Annotated in this window: 11 protein-coding genes; 6 read left to right on the top strand and 5 right to left on the bottom strand. The window is 41.7% G+C overall.

Annotation, left to right across the window (positions count from 1 at the left end):
- Positions 1–7: 7 nt before the first annotated feature.
- Positions 8–3,265 (top strand): VCBS repeat-containing protein, encoded by a 3,258-nt coding sequence (locus BV214_RS02560; protein ID WP_086475898.1) that lies wholly within the window; start codon positions 8–10, stop codon positions 3,263–3,265.
- Between the two features lie 166 nt (positions 3,266–3,431).
- Here the strand turns inward: BV214_RS02560 and BV214_RS02555 are convergent, their stop codons facing one another.
- A complete protein-coding gene (locus tag BV214_RS02555; protein WP_086475897.1) occupies positions 3,432–5,084 on the bottom strand; it encodes a solute:sodium symporter family transporter in 1,653 nt (550 codons plus the stop codon).
- A 328-nt stretch (positions 5,085–5,412) separates the two neighbouring features.
- Here BV214_RS02555 and BV214_RS02550 point away from each other — a divergent pair, with 328 nt between their 5' ends.
- A complete protein-coding gene (locus BV214_RS02550) occupies positions 5,413–6,759 on the top strand; it encodes a vanadium-dependent haloperoxidase (RefSeq protein WP_086475896.1) in 1,347 nt (448 codons plus the stop codon).
- A gap of 179 nt (positions 6,760–6,938) precedes the next feature.
- On the opposite strand, the gene BV214_RS02545 is transcribed toward BV214_RS02550, so the two are convergent.
- Positions 6,939–10,568, bottom strand: coding sequence for a metallophosphoesterase (locus tag BV214_RS02545; RefSeq protein WP_245806733.1), 3,630 nt, complete (start codon positions 10,566–10,568; stop codon positions 6,939–6,941).
- A gap of 132 nt (positions 10,569–10,700) precedes the next feature.
- Here BV214_RS02545 and BV214_RS02540 point away from each other — a divergent pair, with 132 nt between their 5' ends.
- Positions 10,701–11,903, top strand: coding sequence for a Pycsar system effector family protein (locus BV214_RS02540; RefSeq protein ID WP_086475894.1), 1,203 nt, complete (start codon positions 10,701–10,703; stop codon positions 11,901–11,903).
- On the opposite strand, the gene BV214_RS02535 is transcribed toward BV214_RS02540, so the two are convergent.
- Both BV214_RS02535 and BV214_RS02530 read right to left on the bottom strand, forming a co-directional pair.
- Positions 11,900–14,254, bottom strand: a complete 2,355-nt coding sequence (locus BV214_RS02535) for a GAF domain-containing protein (protein ID WP_086475893.1) — start codon at positions 14,252–14,254, stop codon at positions 11,900–11,902. The two genes, BV214_RS02540 and BV214_RS02535, sit on opposite strands and share 4 nt — an antisense overlap.
- A gap of 188 nt (positions 14,255–14,442) precedes the next feature.
- Positions 14,443–14,658, bottom strand: a complete 216-nt coding sequence (locus tag BV214_RS02530; protein WP_086475892.1) for a hypothetical protein — start codon at positions 14,656–14,658, stop codon at positions 14,443–14,445.
- Between the two features lie 310 nt (positions 14,659–14,968).
- Here BV214_RS02530 and BV214_RS02525 point away from each other — a divergent pair, with 310 nt between their 5' ends.
- The 3 genes from BV214_RS02525 (at position 14,969) to BV214_RS02520 (ending at position 19,657) form a co-directional block, all read left to right on the top strand.
- Positions 14,969–15,592 (top strand): DUF2652 domain-containing protein, encoded by a 624-nt coding sequence (locus BV214_RS02525; protein WP_086475891.1) that lies wholly within the window; start codon positions 14,969–14,971, stop codon positions 15,590–15,592.
- A 79-nt stretch (positions 15,593–15,671) separates the two neighbouring features.
- Positions 15,672–15,848, top strand: coding sequence for a hypothetical protein (locus tag BV214_RS16705; protein ID WP_176328438.1), 177 nt, complete (start codon positions 15,672–15,674; stop codon positions 15,846–15,848).
- A gap of 104 nt (positions 15,849–15,952) precedes the next feature.
- Entirely contained in the window at positions 15,953–19,657 is a 3,705-nt protein-coding gene (locus BV214_RS02520; RefSeq protein WP_086475890.1) for a metallophosphoesterase, read from the top strand.
- Positions 19,658–19,685: 28 nt separating this feature from the next.
- Here BV214_RS02520 and BV214_RS02515 read toward each other — a convergent pair whose 3' ends face one another.
- Positions 19,686–20,411 (bottom strand): energy transducer TonB, encoded by a 726-nt coding sequence (locus BV214_RS02515; protein WP_086475889.1) that lies wholly within the window; start codon positions 20,409–20,411, stop codon positions 19,686–19,688.
- Positions 20,412–20,583 lie beyond the last annotated feature (172 nt).

The following is a 20,583-nucleotide window of genomic DNA, read 5'->3' as shown; positions in this document are numbered from 1 at the left end:
GTAGTTCATGAAAAAAACGCTTCTTTCCATACTAGTTATCGGATGCTTCCTAGGCTGTAATAATACCGACCCATCCAAGGCTAAGGCGCCCATTTATTTTGAAACGGTGCCCGAAAGCGTTAGTGGGGTGAATTTCACCAACCAACTGCATTCCAATGACAGCCTAAATATTATAAGTTATCTATATTATTATAACGGCGGAGGCGTAGCCGTAGGTGATATCAACAACGATGGTTTAGAGGATCTATTTTTTACCGCTAATGAGTTGCCAGACCGACTCTATCTAAATCTTGGCGATCTGAAATTTAAGGATATTACCCAGTCTGCCAATATAAAAATGGATGCTACCTGGTCTACAGGGGCCACCATGGCCGATGTAAATAACGATGGCTTCCTAGACATCTATATTTCGAAAGTGGGGAATTACAAGAATTTACAATCCCACAATAGGCTATACCTCAACAATGGAGACAATACCTTTACCGAAGTTTCCACCAGTGTCGGTCTAGATTTCTCAGGGTTTTCTACCCAAGCGGTTTTCTTTGATTACGACGGGGATGGGGATTTAGACATGTATCTTATGAACCATTCCATCCATAGCAACAGAAGTTATGGCAAGGTGGATAAAAGAATGGAGAAAGACGCCTTAGCAGGAGATCGGTTATATGAGAACAAATTGGAATCGGGCACTTTATACTTTGAGGATGTTACCGAACAAGCAGGTATTTACAATAGTCCCTTGGGATACGGCCTTGCCGTAATAGCGACCGATCTAAACCAGGATGGCTTAATGGACTTATACGTGGGGAACGACTTCCATGAAAATGATTATATCTATATAAACCAGGGCGACAAAACTTTTAAAGAGGTTGGAGAAGAATGGTTCAATCACAGCAGTAGATTTACCATGGGAGTAGATGTAGGGGATATGAACAATAATGGCAGACAAGATCTCTTTACTTTGGATATGATGCCTTTTCAACACAATATCTTCCTAAAATCTGGAGGTGAAGACTCGGATAAAGTAAGTAAGATTAAGGAGCATTTTGGTTTTGGCACCCAGTATGCGCGTAATCACTTTCAATTAAACAATGGCGACAACACCTTTTCCGATATCGCCCTCATGACCCAAACCCACGCAACCGACTGGAGCTGGTCTGTACTTATGGAGGATTTTGACAACGATGGACTAAAAGACATCTTTGTCACCAATGGTATCTATAAGCGTCCCAATGACTTAGACTATATAAACTATCTAAGCTCCACGGATTTCAGCCAATACAATCAGAATAAATCTGCCCAAATGGAGCAGAAACTGATAGCTGCCATGCCCTCCTTAAAGATCCCAAATATGATCTTCCATAATAAAGGCAATTTTGACTATGCCAGCTATGCAGAAGAGGCCGGATTTAATCCTTCTTACTCTAACGGGGCCGCCACGGTAGACCTAGACAATGACGGGGATATGGATCTTGTGGTGAACAACCTCAACGAAATGGCGGTTATTTTAGAAAATAAATCGGACCAAAACAGCAACAGTTGGATTGGGGTACAACTAAGGGGTAGCCAAGAAAAACCCTTGACCTTAGGGGCTAAGGTAACCGTATACTCCAACGGAGAACAATTCTACAAGGAATTGATCACCACTAGGGGGTTTCAATCCTCCTCCTCGCACAAACTACATTTTGGCTTGGGAATGGCCACTTCCATAGACTCCCTCACCGTACTATGGCCAGATGGGATGCAGCAGGTGGTAAAAGGGCTAGAACCTCAACAATATCATACCATTGAAAGGGACGCGAGCGCTGTATTAGCTGAACAGCAACCCCAACAGCAACCAGAATTTGTGGCTAAGGTATTCCCCTATACCCACAGGGAGAACACCTATTACGATTACGAATTGGAACCCCTAATGCCCGAAAAGCTTTCACAGGAAGGACCCGCTGTAGTGGTTGCCGATTTTAATTCCGATGGTCTGGACGATATCTTTATTGGTGGGGCAAAATATCAGTCGGCCACCTTATTCATCCAACAAGCAGACGGATCTTTTACTACTAGCTTTAGAGCTACTTTTGATAGTGATAAACTATATGAAGATGTAGGTGCCGTGGCATTTGACTTGGACAATGATGGTGACTTGGATCTGTATGTGATGAGCGGCGGAAACGATGTCCCCGAAGGAGATACCTATCTGGAAGACCGCGTGTACCTTAACGATGGCAAGGGTAATTTTGAACGACTTAAAGCTAGCTTGCCAAAAACAAATGGAGGTAGCATTGCCGCTGCAGATTTTAACAAGGATGGATTTACGGACCTATTTATTGGTTCCAGATCCATTCCTGGAGGTTATGGACTTTCCCCCTTGAGTATCATCCTGAAAAATACGGGCAACAATAATTTTGAGATTGTAGAGAGCGGCCCTTACGGCATGATAACGGATAGCCAGTGGGCAGACCTGAACAATGACGGTTATCTAGATCTTATCATGGTGGGAGATTGGATGCCCATAACCGTATTGATGAACAACGGGGACAACACCTTTAGCAACCAAACCAAAGCCTTGGGACTAGAGCATACCGCTGGGATGTGGAATACCGTCCTAGTTGCCGATCTGGACGGGAACGGGCATTTAGATATTGCTGCTGGAAATGCCGGCCTTAATTTTAAATGGAAGGCCTCCCCCACCCAGCCCGTTAAACTCTATATAGACGATTTTGACGAGAACGAACAATCGGACCCCATTATCTTTTATGATTACTTTGGACATCAGGTACCCTTTGCCTCCCTGGATCAACTAAAACGACAACTGCCCATGCTTCAGAAAAAGTTCTTGAGCTATACCGATTTTTCCAAGATCAAAAACATAGAAGATCTTACTGGCAAAAAGGAGTCCGATATTGTAGAGGTTAAACAAATCATGGAATTGCGATCCATGGTCTACATGAATACCGGGAATGGATTTACTGCTACTCCCCTGCCTAAGGAGGCACAAATGAGTACCATTGAAGGCTTTTATCTGGATGAGGAGTTGGACGATCCTGCCCTGTTCTTCGTGGGGAATTATAAGGGGTATGTAAACGAACTTGGGCAGAGTATGGCCAATCCCGGGGGAGTACTCCGCAACTTTAAGGATAACCAATTTACCTCCTATAAAAGACTACCACTTCCCAAAGGTATTAGTGTTCGTTCCATAAAGAAAATAGACAAATACACCTATTTGGTGATTTCAAATAATGCCGAGGCCTATACCTTGGAAATGAAGTAATCTATAAATTTCACAACCCCAATAAAAAAACATGCTAGGCCTCAACACTCTTGATTCCTAGCATGCTTTTTTGGTTATCCGATTAGATGAGGCAGGCCCTCTGTCCTAGGCTACTCCCTGTATATTAGTAAACAGCGGTAAAAGTTTCCCCTGGAAAACTTAAGCTTTATTTGGCGAAATAAATATAGATTCCGATAACTATAACGCAAATAAGGATACCTACAGGGTATAAATAGCGATAGGGTTCTATGGATACCTGCTGGGTATATTCTAGTTTAAATGGCTCTTTTCTTGGGTAGAATTTACCAATGAGGAGCATAATTACGGCATTGGTTACAAATAAAATGGCCATGATATGCAAATAATGCGGATAGGCCTCTGCCTCTATTAATCTTAAGGCACTTGCATCTGTAATACCCGATTCTTTTGCTGCGGATATAGCTTTTTCCACAAAGTGATCTTTAAGAAAAAACTGGCTAATGATATATAAAATTGACCCTGAAAATATTCCGATTTTGGCCGCGATAGAAGGCACTCTTTTGGTTAAATACCCCACCACGATCACTGTTAAAATAGGAATACTGTATATACCGTTAATTTCCTGTAGGTAGTTAAACAGACTTCCTGCATTGGCAATCATAGGCGCAATAAACATAGCTGCCAAAGCCAAACACACGCCAAAGACCTTTCCGTATTTAACTACGGTCTTTTCCTCGGCATCGGGTCTAATATGTTGTTTGTATATATCGATCCCAAATAAGGTAACCGAACTATTAAGCACACTGTTAAAAGAACTTAGGATGGCCCCAAAAAGAACGGCAGCAAAGAACCCTACCAGTGGTTTTGGAAGTACTGCCCTTACCAATTCGGGATAAGCAAGGTCACTGGTCTCCAAACCTCCTTCAAAATAGTGATAGGCTATCATTCCCGGCAATACTAGGATTAACGGCCCCAAAATCTTAAGAAACGAGGCCAACAACAAGCCTTTTTGTCCTTCTGCTAAATTTTTCGCTGCCAAGGCGCGTTGTATAATCTGCTGGTTGGTACCCCAGTAAAATAACTGCACCAACATCATCCCGGTGAAAATAGTGGAGAAAGGCACTTCCTGTCCAGGTTCTCCGGTAGAATCGAATCTATCCGCATTGGTAGTCATTAAATTATCCAGACCCGCTAATACATTTCCGTCCCCAATAGCCATCAACCCAAAAACAGGAATCAACAACCCACCAACAATCAGACCGATGGCATTGATACTATCCGAAACCGCAACGGCCTTTAATCCTCCAAATACGGCATAGATAGAGCCAATAATCCCAATGCCCCAAATACACATCACCAAGGCGGTTTTATCTGACACCCCCAACAATTCGGGCACGTTAAACATACCGCTAATAGCAACCGAGCCAGAGTAAAGGATCACTGGAAGTAGCACCACTACGTACCCGGTAAGAAATAAGCCAGATGTTATGGTCTTTGTAGTTACGTCGAAGCGTTTCGCTAAAAACTGTGGAATAGTAGTAAGCCCGCCCTTTAAATATCTTGGCAATAAAAAAATAGCGGTCACCACCATGGCAATCGCTGCTAAGGTTTCCCAAGCCATTACAGACAGCCCATCCTTGTAGGCACTCCCGTTTAGCCCCACTATTTGTTCTGTGGAAAGGTTGGTTAACAACAAAGAACCCGCAATCACGCCAGCTGTTAAACTTCTACCTCCTAAGAAATATCCGTCCGATGAAGTCTCATCGGTTTTTCGGGTTGCCAAATATGCTATTATGGCCACTAGAAGCGTAAAGCCAACAAAAGATATGATTCCGATCATCGTTAGTAAGTGTTTTGTGAATTGAATGGATAAATATATTGGATTATTTAGAAATAGCCTGTGACTTCTTGGTATTTATCCCATCTGTCACTTAAAATAAGCCGTTTTTATGAAAATCCTTTATACATATCTTCCCCCTCATCAAAGCTCTCCCTGATGGTTATCAATACTATTAGGTCCTGGAGCTCTAATTATGAATCTGACCAACCTAAATATATTCTAAGATCCACATCTATCGTGGTTTATAAAATTAATGTATTTTTGAAAGTCAAAATAACAACCCAACTATAAATGCCCCCTATTGAGGCACGGGCAAAATTAACCATCTATGACAAAGCGTTTTTTATTACTTATTATAGCTTGTTGGCTTCTATCCTGTAAGGATAATAACGAACCAATACTAGTTAGTGCCGAAGACTTGCACCAATCTATCCAAACGGTGACGGATATAATGGTTCATGACATATTCTCTCCTCCGGTAGCTAGCAGGATATTTGCCTACCCCAATATTGCCGCCTATGAGATTATGGCCCTAGACCATGTGGAATATAATTCTTTGGCAGGCCAGGTAACAGACCTTACCGCCATTCCCCAGCCAGAAGCAGAGACCCCTATAAACTATGAAGTGTCCTCCTTAGTTGCCCATATGGAGCTGAGTAGAAGATTAATTTTTTCGGAAAAAGACCTTCTTGCCTATAGGGATAGCCTATACCAACAATGGGAAACAAAAAACCCTAGACTATTTAAGGCATCCAAAACCTACGGGCTTCAAGTTGCAGAGCATATTGCAGCGTGGATGAATAAGGATAATTACAACCAGACGCGCACCATGCAAAAGTACACGGTAGATACGGACGATCCCTCTAGGTGGCAACCCACCCCACCGGCCTATATGGACGGGATTGAGCCTCATTGGGGAAAGATAAGACCCTTTACACTAGACTCTGCCAACCAATTTACGCCCGTCGCAGCCCCGGAATTCTCTATGGAGAAGGACTCCGACTTTTACAAGGAAGTAATGGAAGTCTATGAAATAAGTAATGAAATCACCCAGAAAGGAGACGATTCCGAAGAAATAGCCATTGCCCAATTCTGGGACTGTAATCCCTATGTATCGGTAACCAGAGGCCATCTTATGTTTGCTACCAAAAAAATATCCCCTGGAGCGCACTGGATCGGTATCACTAAGATTGCCTGTAAAATGACAGAGGCAGATTTTGCCCAAACCATTTACGCCTATACCAAAACATCGATGGCCATCGCCGATGCCTTCATCAGTTGTTGGGATGAGAAGTACCGCAGTAACCTTATCCGTCCCGAGACCCTGATAAACCAATACATAGATGAAAACTGGATTCCGGTACTCCAGACCCCTCCTTTTCCGGAATATACCAGTGGTCACTCGGTAGTTTCAGGTGCTGCAGCAACCGCCCTGACCGCAATTTTTGGTGACAACTTCGCATTTGATGATGACACGGAGGTACCCTTTGGTCTCCCCATTAGAAGCTTTAAATCTTTTATCCATGCAGCGGAGGAAGCAGCTGCAAGCAGACTGTATGGAGGCATCCATTATAGAAGCGCTGTAGAGCTTGGATATGATCAGGGGACAGACTTGGGTGAATATGTGGTAAACAAGCTGTCTATGAAGAACAGCAGTGCTCTGACCGATAATTAATCCAAAACCAACCATTGGTCGGTGTTATAAATAATAATTAACAGCTTATAGCTACCAAGGTAGGGAAAGAGCCACTTCCCCTTGATGGGGGAAGCTGGCCGATATGGAATAAAAACTTCGGTTGCATTAGTTACTTCTGTACACCTTCACCGGCATAAACCACCACCCTTAAGAATGTCTTAGAATCCAAACCCGATTCCAAAAGAGAGTCGGGCGCCTTCCTCCGAGGTAAATAGGGCAAGTCTGGCCGAGAGCACATCGGCCCCATTCAGAAATATTCCGCCACCGTAGGAGTGGTGCCACTTATTAGAGTTTTCACCGGATAGCCATACACGACCATAGTCATAACCACCGTACATTCCCAAAGCTATGGGCATTAGTCCCGTTCTCATTTTCCTTAGTTGCAGTCTAAGGTCCGTATTCTGAAAATAGGCCGTTTTCCCAATAAATCGTTGGTTTCTATACCCCCTAGGGCCATCGTTGGCACCAATACTGGCACCTTGATAAAACTCAAAGCCATTCCCTATATTAAAATGTGCCTTCCATTGGGTAGCCAAAACCACCCTGCCATTAGGCACCAATTTATGTATCAGGGACAGGCTGGGAATAACATACCCGAAACTCCTATCCGTTTCCTGTAAATTGGATTTCGCCCCTATTTCCAAGGAGGAGGCCATCCCTAGTGTTGGGAAGGCTGTGTTGTCCGAATTGCTATAGTGGTATTTGGCACTGACCCCCATAAACTCATTGCTGTTTTCCTCGTTGTTCTCCACATAAAATTCATTTACAAATCGGCCGTTGGTCTCCTCTACAGTTATTTGCTCATAGGAAAGTCCGACTTTAAAACTTGCTCCCAATTTCCCTCGCCAGATTAGGGAGGGAGAGAAAAGTAGGTTCTGCAACCGCACCCTGTTGTAATCCATGCCCAACTCGTCGTCAAAATTTGACGTAGTATTCCCCAGTCCAAAAAAGTTGGTGCTAAAATTGGGGCTCGTAAGCCTGGCATCCACCCCGAAATTCCATTTTTCAAAAATCTGGGCAAATTCCCCTGAATAACTGACGTCTAGTCCACTGGTTGCAAAATAAACAGCGGCAGTGATTGTGTGCTGTGCGGTAAAAGGGTTTTGCCTAAATCCGTAATGAGTAAAGGTATTGCTCAATCCTATTTTTATGCCATCATCGGGATTATAGCCTACGGTGGGCACTAGTAGGTTTTGGGTATTAACCAGCTTTAAAGGATCGTAGGTATTTAGCTCATAATCATCCGTCAATCTTATCTTTACCGCATTGTCTACCTCAAACTTGTCGGTTTTACTTTTATAGTCATAGACGGCCACCTTTCGGATATCGCCAATTTTATAGGTATCCTCTCCGTTGCCCCCAACCAATCTTATTTGTATGGCATTGTCCTTATGGCCATCCACCTCAAAAATATCGGTATCTCCCAAGCCATAGATCCAAATTTCCTTGGTAATTCGCTTGTCAAAAACCTTGTTATAAAAAAGCTTCTTCTTTTCACCCTTAATATTTCTATAGGCCTTAATGTGCGTATTTCCATCTGCCAGCACCTCTATCTGAAACCAATCGTCCTTATCCGTTCCGGCGATTACAACATATTTATTGAGCGCTCTATAATAATCGTCCGCAACTTTTGGCAATTGTTCCAATCTAGACAACAACACTTTTTTAATCCGTTGCAGGGTGTTGTCCCGTACTTCTTCGGGGAAGTGCATCAGGGAGCGGTCTATGACCTCCTCCGTAATATTTTGCCTTAAATAAGCAACCTGTTTCTCCCATTGTTCTCGCACAGAACTATTAAGTACTGTCATATCCAATGAAAAGGGGCTGGAATTAAATCCCTTTACACTTCTTATATTCTCATTAAAGCCTTCCATTAATTTTAATGGAGGCACTATCCTAGTGGCGATATTCATCAGAATACCATCGCCCATGATGGAATACACCTGATCCCTGTCTCTGGGAATCGGTTTAAAGAGTACTTCCCCAGATTCTTCGTCCCTAAATTCTCCCCAACGCCATTGATCTTGGTGACGGTCCCAATCTCCAATGACCATATCAAATAACCTTGCGCGAATATACATATCCGTATCTACCTTATACTTTTCATCCGATCGCAATTTATTCAGAAAGTCGTAGGTGCTTTCTATGTGGTCTGGTTTTCCAAAACTTTCCAAATCTTTGTGGCCCTTGGATACGTGCTCTTCCAAAAGGTAGAGTTCGTCCCCGAATTCTGAATTAAAATCCTTTAGGGCTGGCTGTTTGGGAATATAGAATAAGTGGGGATTGGTATGATAAATACCAGCAGCATCGGCAAGGGTCCCAATAGTCAAAGGCGCATAGGGATGGGCTCCGGTATAAAAATCTAGCAAGAGGCCCTCCGTATAGGTATCCTTAAACTCCCCAATGATATATTGATCTTTAAAGGCCATGGCCTGGAGGTACCTTTCTGCTTCTTTACGCACTGCCCGCATTACATATTGTTTCCCATGGGCATCTTCCAATCTAAGGGACTTGGACTGATGTCCTCCTCCTTTACGCACGGGCCGTAATCCACCAAACAAGGTATCTAGCGCTACCGTAGGCACAGAAACTTTTGTTCCGTAATATTTGCGATATCGATCACCCCAAATGGCGGTAAACAAGCCACTTTTCTTTATTTCCTCTTCTGTATATACGGAGGCTTCCACTTTCTCTGGAAACTGATCTGGATAGATGTTCTGGTTCATCGTGGTATCCCTGTGATACACGTTAGCGGCAAAAAGAAACTCTTCTTTAGCGTTGTCATCCACCCCAAAAAATCTAACGCTAGAAGAACCGTCCGTGTAGATTTCCAAGCGCGCATACCCTCTTCTACCAGAAGAGAACTCACTCCCGTTCAACAAATTAGTCGCCCCCGACTTTGCTCCGGAACCACTTACGATCTGTGGCGTATTCTTTTCTATGATATATTGCAGGGAATGTTCGTGACCAGAGGCAACAATCACCTTTTCTGCATATTGGGAAAGTGTGGTAACCCTTCTTATTAATTCTCTATACCTTTTATTCTGCATATCCTCGGAGGAGACCCCAGCAGTTTTCCTAAACAGATTAATTAAGGTACCCAACACGGGTAAGGGACCCGCCTTTTTCTTAGGATAAAACTGATGGTACAAGGTAAATTGACCTCCGTGCGGACCATAACTAAAAACGGGATGATGCATGGCTAAAATAATAGTTTTCCCCGCATTCTTTTTTATCAAGCTTTCCAGCTCCTCAAAAAAATGTTCCCTACTCTTAATTTCACAGTCTTCATTTATGGACGGACGTTTATCCCAGTTGGTTAAATACCAATAGGTATCCATGGCAACCACCATAACGTCGTCATTGATTTCGACTTTTTCAATGGGGCATCCGTCTTCAGGAATAAAGGAATCCTTTCTATCAAGGCTTTTTTCTATATACTTCTCCTGCCTTTTTAGTCCTACTAGGCCTTCGGTATACCAATCGTGGTTACCAGGAATAAAGATAACCCGTCCCTTGTAATTCCGCACCGCATTCAACTGCGCATCCAGATGGCTTTTTGCCCGTCTATAAGCGACTGTGGAATCTTTGGGATCTGGCAATCCTGCCGGATAAATATTGTCTCCCAAAAAAATGGCCGTGCTATTTTTGGGAGCATTGTCCATTTGTTTTTTAAATGCCTTAAGGACGGGATTCATTCCGTTGATAGGCGACAGCCCCGCATCGCCTATCAAATAAAAGGTATGGGAAATTTCTTTGGAATTGGGTACATCCTTGGTCGCCTCCATTGATCTGTACTTTGATTCATAGGTAGCACAGCTCCAAAAAAGCAATAGAATAGTGATTAGTGCAAAAACTTTGTTCAAACGGATAAAAACAGATAACATAATTTTGTAATTTGGGTGCTATATAGTCAAGATATGCCAGACCTAATTAAAGATACAGAAGATTTTGTTACAAATTTATTGACAACCCGCTTAAGTGAGGACTATCTGTACCATAATCTTCGCCATACCCAAAGAGTTGTTAAAAATACTAAAGAATTGCTAGAAGCTTTTGACTTGGATGAAAAAGAAAATGAAGCGATTACTTTGGCCGCGTGGTTGCACGACACTGGTTATACCCAAGGCCATGAGGATCACGAGGAAAAAAGTTCTGCCATTGCCACTAAATTTTTAGAGGAAAAAAAATATCCTGCATCGGGTATAAAGAAGGTAGTTTCTTTAATAAAAGCTACCAAACGCAATCATGAACCAAGCACCTTATCGGAAGAAATTATCCGCGACGCAGATTCTTCCCATTTGGGCAGTGGCAGTTATACCCAGACCTCCGAATTGCTACGCGAAGAACTTTCCAATCTGGGAATCGCCCACTTTTCCCCCGAGGATTGGGCCGAGGAAAACATCAAGTTGTTCACCACAGAACACCGCTATTATACCGGCTATGCGAAGAAAAATTGGCAGAAGGGCAAGGACGATAACCTTAAGTCCCTAATTAAGAAAAGGACTAAGCAAAAAAATAGGACCAAAAAAGAAAAGCTGAAGGTTAATTTAAAAAATAAAAGTCCGGAACGCGGTATACAGACCATGTATCGGGTAACCATGCGCAACCATTTAAAATTAAGTGATATTGCAGATACCAAAGCCAATATTCTACTCTCTGTAAACGCAATTATCATTTCCCTTTTGCTGACCAACCTAATGCCCAAACTGGACAATCCCAGCAATGACTACCTCATTTATCCGTCGGCAATTTTTGTGCTGTTCAGCATCATTTCCATGGTAATGTCCATTATGGCTACAAGACCCAATGTAACCAGTGGGGAGTTTACCAAAGAGGATGTGGAGCAAAAAAGGGTTAATCTGCTATTTTTTGGAAACTTCCATAAAATGAAACTCCCAGATTACGAATGGGCCATGAAAGAACTGATAAAAGACCAGGAGTATGTATACAACTCCCTTACCAAGGATCTATACTTTTTGGGGGTAGTTTTGGATCGAAAATACAAACTACTTAGGTGGACCTATACCATCTTTATGATTGGTATGATTCTTTCTGTGATTGCTTTTTTCGTGGCATTGAAATTTTTTGGACCCGAAAAAATTATCGAGCTTCCTACCTAGGTCTTTAATTCCTGTAGGAGCTCTTGGTAGGTATAGGTCTTATTGCTTTTCTTTTCCGGTTGGTATAGAATACCGACACGAATTGCCTTAAGACCTGGAACTCCTTGCATTCCTTCTAGCTCCACAATTTCCACTTCACTGTTAAAGTACCCCTTAGAGGTAAGGAAGTCTATATAGCGCAGGTACTCTATCTCTTCCTGTTTTTGCGAATATACAACGACCAATTTACCAGCTTGCGTCAATCGTTCCTCCGTACCCTTCACATTAGATTTATCAATTCTTTTCTTAACAATCTCATAGCGTGCATTATAGGTGCCATCCACATCAAAACGCTTTTCATCCATCCTAAACCGAATGGACATGGAACTGCTATGGACCAAAATAAGGGAGGCAACATCCAATTTTACGGCCAACTCCGGTTTTAACCTATAATGGGCATTTTCCAGTTCACACATCATTTGCAACTGCCATAGCCTTAGGTTATTCAAATAAAGTTGATTATAATTCCCTTCGGCGGAAATGGCTTCCCCTATATAGATATTATGCTCAATGCCATCGGTTTTATAGCGTTCAAAATAATGAGGATACATCAATTGAGCCTCTTTCTGCCCCTTATCTAACATAGCCGCCAGTTTCTCATTTATAAGGGTTACACTCTCATCATAATTGCGACGATGATCGTAATAGGATCCTATCCCCATATCGATCTGGGATTGATAACGCAGAATCTTTTCTTTTAACAAGCCCTCTTTTTTGGATAAAAATTCAAAAACCGGGTGAATTTCATGGGTGATAAAATCTAAGATGTCCTGTTCACTATTTGTGTGCAACGATTCTTTAATATCATCCAAGTGGTTGATTACCCTAAACAGCAATTCTTCAATGATAGGGAGTTTCTTTTCTTCTAAGGCCGAGGAAAGAACGCTTTTCACTTCCGATAGCTGAATCATTAAATCGCGCTGAATGGCATCGTTCCTTAGCTGGGAAGAGTTTTTGATGTCTATCTGCCCATATAAAGGGTGTACATCCTTAAAAACGATCTCCTTAAAAACAGGATTATTGCCCAGGAATTTCTCCCTTACAAATCGTTGTGCCTCCTCCCGAAACTTCCAGGAGACGGATGGATGCACCGAGGTACATTCGTTCTGGATTACTGCAGAGATCAAATTCTCCTCCTCTTCTATGGCACGCAGTGCAGCAGACACTATATAAGGCATAATATCCTCCAATTTCTGTCCATTTACACTGTTTAGGTCGTTTACCTTATCGGACACCAGTTCTAACACCCCCAAGAGTCGCCCTTTTTTTGCTATGGGTGCCAATAGGGCACTTTTAATATTTTGATCGTGTAAAGCTTTATACGGGGCAATTCCTCCACTGCCCTTATAGGCCCGCTCCACATTTGAAATCACAAACAGCTTACTCTCCCGAAGTAATTTTTTATAGGATTGCATACACAAGGAGGTACCACAGTTCTCGTGGTCTTTTTTCTGTAAAATAAAGCTTTTGATTCCATCAAAATAGGCATTCTCAAATTGCGCTAATTTTGGGTTGTACTTTACATACCCCAACTGCAAGCCAGGAAGACTAAAGAGAGATTTAAAGATAGGCTCTACCTCCTCCAAAAAATTATTCTTATAATCCTTGACTATTAAGTTTGATTTAATTTCCGATATGGCATATTCTGCAGTCACATCAAACATATTGGAAATTACAAAGCCCTTGCTTATAAAACTGTGGGGAGGAATCTTTTTCTTCCATTGTTCTAGATCCTCTATACTGACCAGCAATTGATCCACATCCTCTTGGGTAATTTTTATGGGGGTGCCATTGGGAATAATCTCTATAAATTCTGCATTATATAAGATGCGATAATGCCGCATTACCCCATTGGCATCTGGAATGTTATAAAAAAAGGGCCGTTTAAAATCGATATGGAATCCATAGTAAAAATTAAGGATAACCACACAGGACATGATGTAGCTTATCCCATCCTCCAAATTCTCCAAGTTAGGGTGGTACTCAGGGCCTGCAGCTTCTAGAATTCTTTTAAAGCGATTGCTGGCATTAAAAATCACCTCACTATAGGGAAGGGATGCCGCTTTTATCTCGTTATCGCCAAGAAGTGGAGAAAAGGTATCCTGCAATAACAAGCCTATTAACTCGCTATGTTTTTCTAGAAGGGAAATATCTGTAAATCCCTCCCTTAACTCCGGATAGGGAGCCTGTAAGTCTAGAATATACCTCGCCCTTTCAGCTAAATAGTGATCTTCACTTTTTGCCATTTCTTCATAACGCTGTAACAGCTTATTAAAGCTGATCAGATGCTGTAAAGGCAAACTTTTTTCCATGAATCCTTTTTTAATATGCTATTAGTCCTTTATGGCCACAAAAAATTACAAATTAAGGTCCCTTTCTCAAAACCCAGGTATTCATTTTATCCACCTAAAGAGCCCAACGCTACAAATGTACAACACTATTTTCCTGAGGACCAAATCTCACCTAAATACCTAGGAAATTAAATAGCCTTTATAATTCGTCAATTATCATCGGTACTCCCATCTACCTCCTCCTTCACATCCTTATAGGCCCCCTTAACTTCCTCGCCGGCTCTTTCTATACCCTCTGCTGCTTCATCTACCGCACGTTCCACGTCTCCCTTAACTTCTTTCTCTGTTGTTTTAGTCTCCCTACAGCTCCAGATGGCACAAAGAATAAATAGGGTTACCAGTAAAGAATAAATGCTCTTTCCCATAATGTATAATTTATTATTACGACATCAATTTAATGCCCATATAGTTAAAGATAACAAGGCCTTACAGGAACTATGACCCCTAAACAGTTAAAATTTTAATGCTATAACACTTTTCTTTATCACAGATGCTACGAATGCGCATGACTAATAAAAAAACAACCTATTTTACATGGTCTTTCTAAGGGAACGGTGGCCCATTAGAAATTTAGCAGGGTTTGTTATGAGTCGGCCAATTACGGCTCCTAATCTAATGTCCTTCTAAAAACTTAAGCCTTAGCCCCGTATAGATTTAACACTACAAACTATATCGATGAAAGCCTTACCTACCTTATTATGCATCCCGGACATAAGTGGTTTTACACAATTTATGAGTAAAACCGATTTTGAATTAAGCTCAAAAGTGATTCCCTCTCTTCTCAATAAGATTGTTTATTCTAACGACATTGGATTAAAAATTTCCGAAATAGAGGGAGATGCCGTTTTATTTTATAAAACTGGGGACCTTCCTTCCTTAAAAGACCTACTTAACCAATGTAAGTTTTTTTATACGGAATTCTACAAGCAACTATACGCTTTAAAAAAACGACACCAGGGAACGGAGGCTGCAAAGATTATTCCCGAGGTGCTCGGATTAAAAATAATATTACATTACGGTGAAGAGGTTGGATTGGTAGCTGTTGGAAAACGGATAAAATTGATTGGTGAAGATGTGATTACCGCCCATCGCCTACTTAAGAACAACATCCCGGAGGAAGAATACATATTAATTTCCAATGATTTACTATCCCAATTTAGTGAGGAAGAAGTAAACATTCAATTAGAATGGGCGCTTTTTGAAAAAGGTTTAATTAAGGAAGAGCATCTGGGGAAAATAGAATTCCACTACATAGATCTTACAAGGGTGCAAAAGGGTAGCTTCATAGACCCTAAATAATAGCGTTAACATTCACACCGAATGGATTAAGTGTTTTGGGCCTTGCTATGTACTTTTCGGGTACTAAAAATGTAAAATCATGGCTATAAAACAAGGAGAAGAAAACACCAAATTCATTAAAAAGGAAAAGGATCCAACCAAGCAATACGTCTTTCAGAAAAACAAAAAGACCATACTGGCCACTGGAATTGTTACGGCAATCTTACTATTACTTCTAATAGGAATCATTGTTTCCGGATTTATTTTAGAGAGTTAAATACCATATTATGTCAGCACCCCCTCACTAATCATTTTAGGAAGTGTACCAATTCACCTAAGCAACTTAAAGATTGGCAACCCATAAATCCATCACCAATGTCTATGAAATGGCTTATTAAAACCTGTATTCTTACCGTATGCATAAGTATAATTAACGCCTGCGCTACTTATGCTCCCCAGTTTAGTGAAACGCCATCCCTAGATAAGGTAAGCAACTCAGGGAAGAAGGTAGCCCATAGCATATATATTGCAGGCGGTTATGGCAATAAAAACCAGGGTGGTACCTACCCTAGCTTTTCTCTTTTGGCAAAGGAACTTAACAAAGCCTCGGAAGAAAGCACCCTCATTTTTACCGGAGATCAGATTTCACCAAAAGAGGGGGCCTGGGAGTTAGATAAAGATCTGTTGGATGCGCACTTAAAATTGATCCAAAATTTTAAGGGAAACACCATTTTCCTTCCGGGAAACAACGAGTGGAAGAGCTTTAAAAGCGGGAAGGTAGAAAGGGTGGAAGACTATATAAAGGATTTAGACAATGAAAGGATTCATTTTTACCCTGAGAATGCATGCCCAATAGAACAAGTGGTTATCAATGATCAATTAGATTTAATTTTGGTAGACTCCAAGTGGTTTATTTCTAACTGGTCTAGGGTGGAGGACATCAATAAAAAATGCACCGACATTACTACTAGAAGGCGATTTTTGGAAGAATTGGAAGGTTATATTAATGATGGCCAGGACAAAAATATAGTTATTGCCATGCATCATCCCATTTTTAGCAATGGGAAATATGCCGGACGGGAAAGTTTAAAAAATCACCTTACCCCCCTCCCTCTTATAGGAACCCTCATGCACGGTATTTGGGAGCTTGGGGCCTTCTCTCCAGACCTCTTAAATAGTAGGCGGTATAATTATCTAAGGATTTTAGTAAGTGCCTTGGCCAAGGCATCGGATAGGATTACCATTGTCTCTGGCCATGAGGAAAGTCTTCAATACCTTACAGGCGGGGACATTCACCAGGTTATTGGAGGTTCCTTAACCAATAACACCCCCACTAATTTAGGGAAGGACTATATCACTACTATAGGGGGCTCCCTAAAATATGAGGGGAAATTTACCGCGGGCACCACAGGCTTCGCGAAGCTAGATTATTTTATGGATGGGTCTTCCAAGGCCACATTTATAAGCGAGGACGCTACCACCGGGATGGCGGTTCTCCCTCCCCTTAAAAAAACACCCCCTGTTGAGAACATTGCTAGAAACAAGAATACTATAGAACAAGTCGCCATTTTGGACGACGAAGAAAAATTGAACAAATCTAAATTCTACAAATTTCTATGGGGTGAACGCTACAGGGATTATTTTGGAAAATCCGTCACCGCACCGGTTGCATATTTAGATACCCTCTATGGAGGATTGGAGGTGGTAAAAAAAGGGGGAGGACATCAGTCTTACTCTATAAGACTGGCAGATAAGGATGGCAAGGAATATTCTATGCGATCTTTAAGAAAGAACGCCCTTAAATTTCTGCGATTCAAAATAAAAGGAATTGCTTTCAACGAAGAGGAGTACAAGGACACATGGACAGAGGAAGTGATATCCGATTTTTTCACTACCGCCCACCCGTATATGCAATTGGTTATTAATCCCATGGCAAGGGCAGTTGACGTAAACCACTCAAGTCCGTCCCTCTTCTACATCCCAAAGCAAGAACGCCTAGGCGCGCTCAACGACGAATTTGGGGATGAACTCTACTTTATTGAAGAACGCCCATCGGATGAACAGGTTAATTTTAAGGGATACAGAAGGGCGATAGATGAGGCAGGGAAAGTTAAGGTGATGGAGAGCACCACCGATATGTTGGAGAAAATTAACAGTGATGAGTCGTACACCACAGACCAAAAAGATTTTATTAGGGCACGTATTTTTGATATGCTTGTTGGGGATTGGGATCGACATCAAGATCAATGGCGCTGGGCAGAATATGAGAAAGACGATGGGAATACCGAATTTCTTCCTATTCCTAGAGATAGGGACAATGCCTTTCCCAAATTTGATGGAAATGCTATAAAGGCCATTAAGCTTTTTGTCCCAGCAGCAAGGCGATGGCAATCCTATGGCCCTGAAATACAAGATGTAAAATGGTTAAATATTGGGGGCAATAGGTTAGACCGTGCCCTTCTTAACCAACACAATGCCTCCGTATGGGAAGAACAGGCTAGATATATACAGGAAAAACTTTCCGAGGAGGAAATAGACAAAGCATTTATGCGACTCCCTAAAGAAGTAAGGGATACTACCAGTGCAAAAATTAAAAGTAGTTTAAAGAAGCGACTTCAGAACCTTCATAAATACGCCAAGGAATACGGGGAATTCCTAGACGAAAAGGTGTTGATACACGGCACCGAGAAGGATGACCTTATAGAAGTAACCAGACGTGCGGATGGAAAAACCAAGGTGGTTATGAAGCGGTTGTTAACAGACGAAGAAAATGAGCTGATGTACGAACGCACCTTTGATCCCAGAAGCACCAAGGAAATTTGGATCTATGCTTTAGGCGACGGGGATATTTTTGAGGTTTCCGGAGAGGGTAAAAGTAACATATTTATCCGATTGATAGGAGGCTATGGGAAGGATCAATACAAAATAACGAACGCTAATGCCTTAAAAGTATACGACTGGAAGCATGAGGAATCGGAATTTGAGGAAAAAACCCCCTCTAAAACGTTGAGCAATCTCTACGAAATCAACACTTATCATTGGCGGTATTTTGGCAGCAACAGTAATGTGTTGGTCCCTTCCATTGGGTTTAGAACGGATGACGGTTTCTATTTAGGTGCTTCAAACACCTATACGCACAGCGGTTTTAACGGGAGTAATTTCAGTCAGAAACATCGTTTGGCCGCCAATTATTATTTCAAATTTAAAGCGCTGGAATTATCTTATGCAGGCCTATTCGCTAACATTATACCCAAATGGAATTTGGAATTGGACGGGTACTATACCTCCAATAGGTTTTCCCACAATTTTTTTGGTCTTGGAAACGGATCCTTAAACTTGGAAGACGATTTGGGACGTGATTTTTATCGCGCCAGAATGCAACAACTACAATTAAAAGCAGGGATAGCGTATCATACCTTAAAAATAAAGGGACTCTTTGAATCTTTTAAATTAAAGGATCTGGAGGATAGGTATTTTAATCCTTCCAATGTAGATAGTGATGTTTTTGAATCCCAACAATATGTGGGGGCAGAGACTTCCGCTCATTATAAAATGGACGATGCGGCAGATTTCCCTACTAAGGCTTTGTATTTTGGATTAAACTTGGGCTATAAAATGAATACCCGTATCCACAACAATCAATTTGGCTATTTTGCCTTTAAGCTCGGTTTTAGCCACAAGCTGATCCCCTCTGGTAATCTAGTTTTAAGCAGCACGGCAGAATATAAGACCAATATAGGTGGTGGCGGCTATTTCTTTTATCATGCACCTGCCCTAGGGGGCAATAATGGCCTACGCGGATTTAGGGACGACCGATTTGCCGGCCGTTCCTATTTCTACAATACCACAGACCTAAGGGTTCGCATAAAAAGGATTGCGACAGCTGTGGCCCCTATTACTGTGGGACTTTATGGAGGGTTTGATTATGGGCGAGTTTGGGAAAAAGGAGAAAACAGCAATAAATGGCATACTTCCCAAGGGCTTGGGGCATGGGTAAGCGGCTACAACTTCCTCACCTTTAACGCAGGATATTTTAATTCTGTAGAGGGGAATATTGTTCAAATAGGATTTGGCTTTGAGTTTTAAAGCTCAAAAGAACATGGGTGCTTCTAAATTATTGCAACCTAAAGGTTATGGGGATGATATACGACACTTTAACGGCCCTCCCACGTTGCTTTCCAGGCTCCATATGTGGTAGTGCGGCAATAATTCTGTTGGCCTCTTTCTCCAATAACTTATCTGGCCCCCTGGTCTGTATCTGTACAATTTCTCCGGTATTATTTATTATAAATTGAACATATACCCTACCCTCAATGCCCAACTCTACGGCCACATCCGGATAAGTGAAATGTTTCTGTATATGTTCTTGTATTTTCTTTTGAAAACACGCTTTTAAGGCGTCATTGTTTTTCCCTGTACAGCCAGGGAATACCGGCACATTTTCAATAACCGCAAAGGGCACTTCCACATCTTCCTCCTCCTCTTCTACTACAACAACGTCCTCTACCTTTAGGGGAGCAGCTTCCACCACCGTTTCCTGATTAGTTTCGGTGCTTTGGATAACCGTTTCCTCTATCTTAGCAATGTCCTCTACAATTTCAATAATCTCTGGTGCCGCTGGGGGCGCAGGAGGCGGGGGTAATTTTGGGGCATCCGTTATAGGTACCATCTCATCCAAATTATCTACCACAGATAATATTTCTACTTCTGCCCCTTCTTTAGGATAGGTACGCAATTCCAAGGCCCTCCAAACCACAAAAAGAACCAAAACAAGGCCGATAACAAAAAAAAGACCACTTTTTTTGTTCAAATCTACCTTGGGGTTCTTTTTAGGTTTCATGACGGTACAAATTGTCACTCTAATTTCCCCAATAATTATCGGTTTACCTATGATAATTATCAGTTTGGACAGATTTTTTAAAAAATAAAAAAGCTTGTTCTACGAAGGCTTTTCAGCAATATATTCATCCGAAAAGAACTTTAGAACTTGCCCCATTCGCATAGCATTCGTG

Origin of the sequence: Arenibacter amylolyticus, assembly GCF_002150785.1 — a bacterium.
GTDB classification, from domain to species: Bacteria; Bacteroidota; Bacteroidia; order Flavobacteriales; family Flavobacteriaceae; genus Arenibacter; species Arenibacter amylolyticus.
Note: the sequence above shows the minus strand (reverse complement) of the source record. Positions and strands in the feature narration are given on the sequence as shown.

Excerpts from the sequence above, each read along its gene's own strand:
- BV214_RS16705 (WP_176328438.1), top strand. The coding sequence starts at position 15,672 with ATGGCTATAAAACAAGGAGAAGAAAACACCAAATTCATTAAAAAGGAA.
- BV214_RS02550 (WP_086475896.1), top strand. The coding sequence starts at position 5,413 with ATGACAAAGCGTTTTTTATTACTTATTATAGCTTGTTGGCTTCTATCC.
- BV214_RS02515 (WP_086475889.1), bottom strand. The coding sequence starts at position 20,411 with ATGAAACCTAAAAAGAACCCCAAGGTAGATTTGAACAAAAAAAGTGGT.
- BV214_RS02530 (WP_086475892.1), bottom strand. The coding sequence starts at position 14,658 with ATGGGAAAGAGCATTTATTCTTTACTGGTAACCCTATTTATTCTTTGT.
- BV214_RS02520 (WP_086475890.1), top strand. The coding sequence starts at position 15,953 with ATGAAATGGCTTATTAAAACCTGTATTCTTACCGTATGCATAAGTATA.
- BV214_RS02555 (WP_086475897.1), bottom strand. The coding sequence starts at position 5,084 with ATGATCGGAATCATATCTTTTGTTGGCTTTACGCTTCTAGTGGCCATA.
- BV214_RS02525 (WP_086475891.1), top strand. The coding sequence starts at position 14,969 with ATGAAAGCCTTACCTACCTTATTATGCATCCCGGACATAAGTGGTTTT.
- BV214_RS02540 (WP_086475894.1), top strand. The coding sequence starts at position 10,701 with ATGCCAGACCTAATTAAAGATACAGAAGATTTTGTTACAAATTTATTG.
- BV214_RS02545 (WP_245806733.1), bottom strand. The coding sequence starts at position 10,568 with ATGGAGGCGACCAAGGATGTACCCAATTCCAAAGAAATTTCCCATACC.
- BV214_RS02560 (WP_086475898.1), top strand. The coding sequence starts at position 8 with ATGAAAAAAACGCTTCTTTCCATACTAGTTATCGGATGCTTCCTAGGC.
- BV214_RS02535 (WP_086475893.1), bottom strand. The coding sequence starts at position 14,254 with ATGGAAAAAAGTTTGCCTTTACAGCATCTGATCAGCTTTAATAAGCTG.